This is a genomic window from Nocardiopsis halophila DSM 44494 (genome assembly GCF_000341245.1).
Lineage (GTDB): Bacteria > Actinomycetota > Actinomycetes > Streptosporangiales > Streptosporangiaceae > Nocardiopsis_A > Nocardiopsis_A halophila.
In genome coordinates this window covers 24,142-31,291 of record NZ_ANAD01000094.1, presented here as the reverse complement: position 1 = coordinate 31,291, position 7,150 = coordinate 24,142, and the positions used below count along the sequence as shown (strand labels likewise).

7 protein-coding genes are annotated in these 7,150 nt (G+C 73.2%); all 7 read right to left on the bottom strand.

Annotated elements, in window-relative coordinates; genetic code table 11:
• Nucleotides 1-177: 177 nt before the first annotated feature.
• The 7 genes from D450_RS0112455 to nusA all read right to left on the bottom strand — a co-directional run bounded on the left by D450_RS0112455 (nucleotide 178) and on the right by nusA (nucleotide 7,145).
• Nucleotides 178-675 carry a riboflavin kinase gene (locus D450_RS0112455; RefSeq protein ID WP_017539002.1) on the bottom strand — a complete coding sequence of 166 codons (498 nt, stop codon included), beginning with the start codon at nucleotides 673-675 and terminating at the stop codon, nucleotides 178-180.
• A 150-nt stretch (nucleotides 676-825) separates the two neighbouring features.
• Complete coding sequence (truB, locus tag D450_RS0112450; protein ID WP_017539001.1) at nucleotides 826-1,698, bottom strand: tRNA pseudouridine(55) synthase TruB; 873 nt, start codon at nucleotides 1,696-1,698, stop codon at nucleotides 826-828.
• Between the two features lie 34 nt (nucleotides 1,699-1,732).
• The gene (rbfA, locus tag D450_RS0112445) at nucleotides 1,733-2,176 is read right to left on the bottom strand and encodes a 30S ribosome-binding factor RbfA (protein ID WP_026124512.1); all 444 of its coding nucleotides are present in this window, start codon (nucleotides 2,174-2,176) and stop codon (nucleotides 1,733-1,735) included.
• Nucleotides 2,177-2,181: 5 nt separating this feature from the next.
• Nucleotides 2,182-2,523, bottom strand: a complete 342-nt coding sequence (locus tag D450_RS0112440) for a DUF503 domain-containing protein (RefSeq protein ID WP_051060575.1) — start codon at nucleotides 2,521-2,523, stop codon at nucleotides 2,182-2,184.
• A gap of 88 nt (nucleotides 2,524-2,611) precedes the next feature.
• Nucleotides 2,612-5,605, bottom strand: a complete 2,994-nt coding sequence (infB, locus tag D450_RS0112435) for a translation initiation factor IF-2 (RefSeq protein ID WP_017538998.1) — start codon at nucleotides 5,603-5,605, stop codon at nucleotides 2,612-2,614.
• A 213-nt stretch (nucleotides 5,606-5,818) separates the two neighbouring features.
• Nucleotides 5,819-6,133: a YlxR family protein gene (locus D450_RS30055; protein ID WP_051063578.1), complete on the bottom strand. Its 315-nt coding sequence runs from the start codon at nucleotides 6,131-6,133 to the stop codon at nucleotides 5,819-5,821.
• A complete protein-coding gene (nusA, locus tag D450_RS0112425) occupies nucleotides 6,117-7,145 on the bottom strand; it encodes a transcription termination factor NusA (protein WP_017538996.1) in 1,029 nt (342 codons plus the stop codon). The genes D450_RS30055 and nusA overlap by 17 nt, the downstream gene beginning before the upstream one ends.
• Nucleotides 7,146-7,150 lie beyond the last annotated feature (5 nt).

The window sequence follows — 7,150 nt, the reverse complement described above, 5'->3', positions numbered from 1 at the left end:
GGGCGGGAAGGGTCGTTTTTCCCGAGATCAACGGGAGAAGCAGGCAAACCGGGGGGCTGGCCCGGCGCGCCGCCTGCCGGGACCGCGAGGGGCCCGGCGGACGGCAGCGCTGTGGGGCACGCCGCGTGGACGGCGGAACCGAGCAGGGAAAAGAGAGACCAGGAACTCAACGAAGTACTACGAGGCCTCGGGCTTCTCCGCGGTGTCCATCATCTCGCGGGCGCGTCCGACGTCGGCGTGCATCGCCTCGATCAGCTCGTCCACGTCGGAGAAGCGGCGCTGCCCGCGGATGCGGTACACGAAGTCCACCGCCATCTTCTCCCCGTACAACTCCAGGTCGTCGCGGTCCAGCGCGTACGCCTCGACCGTGCGCTCGGTGCCCTCGAAGGTGGGGTTGGTGCCCACCGAGATCGCGGCCGGCCAGTGCGCCTCGGCGCCGCGGTCCGGGTCGGCGCGCAGCAGCCACCCGGCGTAGACCCCGTCCTCCGGGACCTCTCCGCCCTCGGTGACGTCCAGGTTGGCCGTGGGGAACCCCAGCAGCTCACGCCCGCGCGCGGCGCCGTGCACCACCACGCCCTCCACCCGGTGCGGGCGGCCCAGCGCGGTGGCGGCCTCCTCGACCCGCCCCTGGGCGGCGAGCTCCCGCGCTCCGGCGGTCTCCCCCTGCTGCGGCACGTGCCCCTCCTCCTCGGTTCGGGCTTCGCTCCGAGTCCCGGTGCGGTGGTCCGCACCGGATCCCTTCACCGGCTCACCGCCCCGGATCCCCGCTCCGGGCGCCGGCTCGGGCCCCACCGGTCCATACCCCGCCGGTCAGGCCCCACCGGCTCAGCCGGCGAACACCACGATGGGCTTGCTGTACCCGGGCCGGTCCTCGGCCAGGGCCACGACCCCGCCGTCCGGGGCGAACAGGCCGATCGGCCCGGGCCCCAGGGTACTGGGCGCGATCCGGTTGCCGTGGGCGACCTTGCGCGCCTCGTCCTCGCTGAGCACCCGCACCGGGAACGCCGCGGCCACCGCCTGGGACAGCGGCAGCGCGGTGAACTCCCCGGCCAGCTCGTCCAGCGTGCGCGCCTGCTCCAGCCCGTAGGGCCCCACCCGGGTGCGGCGCAGCCGGGTGAGGTGGCCGCCCACGCCCAGCGCCTCGCCCATGTCGCGGGCGAGCGCGCGGATGTAGGTGCCGCTGGAACAGGTGACGCGCACGTCCAGGTCGACGAAGCCGTCGACCTGCCGCACGCGGTCCACCGCGAACTCCGCGACCGTGGCCGGCCGCGCCTTCAGCTCGACCGACTCCCCCGCGCGGGCCGACTTGTAGGCCCGGCGCCCGTTCACCTTGATCGCGCTGACCTGCGGCGGGATCTGCATGATCTCGCCGGTCAGCGCGGCCGCGGCGGCGCGCACGTCCTCCTCGGCGACCCCGCTCGCGTCGGTGCGGGAGGTCTCCTCGCCCTCGGCGTCGTCGGTGTTGGTGGTGGCGCCCAGCCGGACCGTGCCCTCGTACTCCTTCTCGGTGAGGGTCAGGTGGCCCAGCAGCTTGGTGCCCTTGCCGATGCCGAGCACCAGCACCCCGGTGGCCATCGGGTCCAGGGTCCCGGCGTGGCCCACCTTGCGGGTGCCGGCCAGCCGCCGGACCCGGGCGACCACGTCGTGCGAGGTCCAGTCGGCCGGCTTGTCGACGATCGCGACGCCGCTGTCGGTCATGGGTCGGGTGGTCCTCAGTCTGTCGGTGCGGCGGCTACTCGGCCGACTCGGCCTCGTCCTCGTGCGGGGTCTTGTACGGGTCGGGGTCCCCCGCCGGGCTGGCCCCGGCGGCGGAGCGCGCCACCTCGGCGTCGCTGGCCCGCGCCTGGGCCAGCAGGTCCTCGATGTGCTGGGCGTTGGCCTGCACCTCGTCGGCCTCGAAGGTGAGGCTGGGGGTGTGCCGCAGCCCGGTCTGCCGACCCACCTCGGTGCGGATCACGCCCTTGGCGCTCTCCAGCGCGGCGGCGGTGCCGGCCTTCTCCTCGTCGGTGCCGAAGACGGTGTAGTACACCGTGGCGTCGCGCAGGTCGTTGGTGAGCCGGGCGTCGGTCACCGTAACGAACCCCAGGCGCGGGTCCTTGATCCGGCGCTCCAGCATCTCCGCCACGATCTTCTGGATGCGGTCGGCGAGCTTGCGCGCGCGTGCGGCGTCCACCATGGTCGTCATTCCTCCTCTGGACCGAAGAGCCGCCGCCTCGCGGAGAGCAGCTCGATCTCTGGCCGTCCGGCCACCATGCGCTCGCAGGTGTCGAGCACCTCGGAGCAGTGCGCGGCCGTCGAGGCCACGACGGCGATCCCGATCTCGGAGCGGCGGTACAGGTCCTGCTCCCCGGTCTCGGCGACCGAGACGGAGAAGCGGCGCTGGATCTCGGCCACGATGGGCCGGACCACCGACCGCTTCTGCTTCAGCGAGCGGACGTCGCCCAGCAGGATGTCCAGGGTCAGGGACCCCACGTAGGCGCCGCTCCGGGCGCGGTTCCTCGCGTTGCGCGATCTGGATGTCATCACATGCCACATGACGGAGTGGCGGGCCGTCGAGGGGTGGTGGGACGGGGGCCGGGGCCCCGCCGGAGCGGGGCCCCGTACCGCCTCGTCAGTCGCGCGGCTTCTCGCGCATCTCGTAGACCTCGATCACGTCCTCGACGCGGAGGTCGTTGAGACCCAGGCCGATACCGCACTCGTATCCATCGCGGACCTCGGTGGCATCGTCCTTGAACCGGCGCAGCGAGTCCACGTTGAGGTTGTCGGAGACGACCACCCCGTCGCGGATGAGCCGCGCCTTGGCGTTGCGCCGGATGATGCCGCTGCGGACGATCGAACCGGCGACGTTGCCGATCTTGGGGACCTTGAAGACCTCGCGGATCTCCGCGGTGCCCAGGGTCGCCTCCTCGTAGATCGGCTTGAGCAGGCCCTTGACGGCCGCTTCCACTTCCTCGATCGCCTGGTAGATGACCGAGTAGTAGCGGATGTCGACGCCCATGCGGTCGGCGAGCTGGCTGTTCTTGCCCTCCGGCCGGACGTTGAAGCCGATGATGATCGCCTCCGACGTCGACGCCAGGTTGATGTCGTTCTGCGTGATCGCACCGACACCGCGGCCGACGATGCGGATGCCGACCTCGTCGCCGCCCGCGTCGATCTTGAGCAGCGACTCCTCCAGGGCCTCCACGGAACCGGACATGTCACCCTTGATGAGCAGGGGCAGCTCGGTGCGCTCCCCCTCCTCCAGGGTCTTCTGCCAGTTGTCCAGGGTGACCCGGCGGGTGGCCTTGGCCTGCTGGGCGAAGCGCTCGCGCGCCTCGCGCTGCTGGGCGATCTGGCGCGCGACCCGGTCGTCCTTGACCACCAGGAAGCTGTCGCCGGCGCTGGGCACGTTGGTCAGGCCCAGCACCTGGACCGGCCGCGAGGGCTCGGCGCTCTCGACGTTGCGGCCGTTCTCGTCCAGCATGGCCCGCACGCGCCCGTAGGCGTCGCCGCAGACGATCGAGTCGCCCACGTTCAGCGTGCCGCGCTGCACCAGCACGGTGGCGGTGGAGCCGCGCCCGCGGTCGAGGTAGGCCTCGATCGCCAGGCCCTGGGCCTCCATCCCCGGGTTGGCCCGCAGGTCCAGCGCCGCGTCGGAGGTCAGCACGATCGACTCCAGCAGGGCGTCGATGTTCTCGCCCCTGAGGGCGGAGATGTCGACGAACTGCACGTCGCCGCCGAACTCCTCGGCGACCAGGCCGTACTCGGTGAGCTGGGCCCGGACGCGCTGCGGGTCGGCGCCTTCGACGTCGATCTTGTTCACCGCCACCACGACCGGCACGTCGGCCGCCTTGGCGTGGTCGATGGCCTCGGCCGTCTGCGGCTTGACGCCGTCGTCGGCCGCGACCACCAGCACCGCGATGTCGGTGGCCTGGGCACCGCGGGCACGCATGGCGGTGAACGCCTCGTGGCCCGGGGTGTCGATGAAGGTGATCTTGCGGTCTTCCTCGTCCACCCGGGTGGAGACCTGGTAGGCACCGATGTGCTGGGTGATGCCGCCGGCCTCGCCGCCGATCACGTTGCTGTTGCGCACCGTGTCGAGCAGCTTGGTCTTACCGTGGTCGACGTGGCCCATGACGGTGACCACCGGCGGACGCGGACGCAGGTCCTCGTCGGTGCCGGCGTCCTCGCCGAACTCGATGGAGAAGGACTCCAGCAGCTCGCGGTCCTCGTCCTCGGGGCTGACGACCTCGACCCGGTACTTCAGCTCCTCGCCGAGCAGCTGCAGCGTCTCGTCGGGCAGCGACTGGGTCGCGGTCACCATCTCGCCCAGGTGCATCATGACCTGGACCAGCGACGCCGGGTTGACCTCGATCTTGTCCCCGAAGTCGGCGAGCGAGGCGCCGCGGGACAGACGGATGGTCTTGTTGTTGCCGCTGGGGATCTTCACGCCGCCGAAGGACGGGGCGCCCAGGTCGTTGAACTCCTGACGCCGCATCTTCTTCGACTTGCGGGAGCGCCCGCGCGGGCCGCCGGGACGCCCGAAGGCGCCCGCCGTGCCGCCGCGGCCGCGACCGCCGCCCGGACGGCCTCCGAAGCCGCCGGGACGCGGGCCGCCGAAGCCGCCGCTGCCCGGACGCGGACCGCCGCCGCCACCGGGACGGGGGCCACCGCCGCCGCCACCGGGGCGCCCGCGGCCGCCACCGCCGCCCGCACCGCGACCCGCGCCCGCGGGCGGGGTGGGCCGGGAGGCCGGCATGTTCATCGGGCTGGGGCGCGGACCGCTGGAGGGCGGACCCGGCTTGGGACGGGGACCTCCCTGGCCGCCGCCCGGACGCGGGGCACCCTGGCCGCCGCCCGGACGCGGGGCACCCTGGCCGCCGCCGGGGCGGGGACCGCCCTGGCCGCCGGGGCGCGGCGCCTGCGGACGCGGCGAGCCCTGGCCGCCGCCCGGTCGCGGACCGCCCTGGCCGCCGCCGGGACGCGCGCCGCCCTGGCCGCCCTGGCGCGGGCCCGGCTTGGCGGAGCCCATGCCGGTGGCCTGGGTCGAGAACGGGTTGTTACCGGGGCGCGGGCCGGAGGGGCGCGGACCCGGCTTGGGGCCGGGCTTGGGCGCGCCGCCGCGCTCGCTCTTGGGGCCCGGCTTGGGACCGGGCTTGGGGGCGGCCTGGCCGCCGCCGGTGCCGCCGCCGTTCTGCTTGGGGGCGGGCTTGGGGCCCGGCTTCGGGGCCTCTGCCTTCGGAGCCTCGGCCTTGGGGGCCTCGGCCTTCGGGGCCTCCTGCGGAGCCTCCTTCGGGGCCTCGGCGCTCGGCGCACCGGGGCGCGGGCCGGGCTTGGGGCCCGGCTTGGGACCGGGCTTGGGGGCCGCGGGCCTGGCGGCCTCTCCCCCTCCCGGTGCGGACTCGCCGCGCGGACGCGGCTTGGACTCCGGGGCGGACGGCTTGGAGCCGCCCTTCTTGCCGGCGGAGCCCGGCTTCAGCTCGTCGGTGAGCTTGCGCACGACCGGCGCCTCGATCGTCGAGGACGCCGAACGGACGAACTCTCCCAACTCCTGGAGCTTGGCCATGACGACCTTGCTCTCAACTCCGAGCTCCTTAGCGAGCTCGTACACCCGGACCTTCGCCACTGCTCTCCTCTACTCGGTCCGGGACATGGGCTGTGCCGGACCGTCGCTAGCTTGACGTACTCATCGCTGCGTACTCATCGAGCGCTCATCGCAATCTCGACCCGCTTCCTCGTCGTTACACAACAATGGGTCAGTTACGCCGGTGTCCCGGCATAGCAAGACCCGCCGACGCCTGTTCGGTACAACCGCGGTGCCGACGTGATCATTCCAACCCTATCCGGAACGGTCGCCGTCTCCAACGCGCGGACCGCCGGAGAAGTAGGCGGCCACGCGCGAGGCGTCGAGCCGTGCGCGGACCCGGAAGGCCCGCTGCCACGCTCCGCGCCGCTCCGCCGACGCCCGGCATGCGGGGTCGGGGTGGAGGTAGGCGCCCCGTCCCGGCGCCCGCCGGTCGGGATCGGGGGTCACCAGGGCGCCGTCGGCCACCAGACGTACCAGGTCGGACTGAGCCGCCCGAGACCGGCACCCCACGCAGGTGCGTACGGGGGGACGCCGGCCGCTTTCCCCGATTCTAGCGCGCTCCGGCATCGTCCAGGCCGTCCTCTGGGCCGTCCGGGCCGTGCGTCGCGCCTTCCATCGGCTCGGCGCCGGGCACGTCCGAGCGGATGTCGATCCGCCACCCGGTGAGCCGGGCGGCCAGCCGGGCGTTCTGGCCCTCCTTGCCGATGGCCAGGGACTGCTGGTAGTCGGGCACGGTCACCCGGGCCACCTTGGCCGCGGCATCGATCACCTCGACCCGGTCGACCCGGGCCGGGGACAGCGCGTTGCCCACGAACACGGCCGGGTCCTCGGAGTGGTCGACGATGTCGATCTTCTCCCCGTTGAGCTCGGCCATGACGTTGCGCACCCGGCTGCCCAGCGGGCCGATGCAGGCGCCCTTGGCGTTGACCCCCGGCTTGTTGGAGCGCACCGCCATCTTGGTGCGGTGCCCGGCCTCGCGCGCGATGGCCGCGATCTCCACGGTGCCGTCCGCGATCTCGGGCACCTCCAGCTCGAAGAGCTTGCGCACCAGGTTGGGGTGGGTGCGCGAGAGGGTGACCGAGGGGCCGCGGTGGCCCTTGCGGACCTGCACCACGTAGGCGCGCAGCCGCTCGCCGTGCCCGTAGTCCTCACCGGGCACCTGCTCCTGCGGGGGCAGGATGGCCTCCACCCGCCCCAGGTCCACCAGCACGTTCCGCGGGTCCCTGCCCTGCTGGATGATGCCGGAGACCACCTCGTACTCGCGCCCGGCGTACTCGCCCAGGGTCAGCTCGTCCTCGGCGTCGCGCAGCCGCTGCAGGATGACCTGCTTGGCGGTGGAGGTGGCGATGCGCCCGAAGCCGGTGGGCGTGGCGTCGTACTCGCGGGCCTGCCCGGTCTCCTCGTCGGTCTCGGAGGCCCACACGATCACGTGCCCGGTGGAGCGGTCCAGCTCGACCCGTACGGAGGCCTCGGTCCCCTCCTGCCGGTGGTAGGCGATCAGCAGGGCGTCCTCGATCGCCTTGACGACCAGGTCCACCGAGATGTCCTTCTCGCGCTCCAAGCTGCGCAGGACGCTCATGTCGA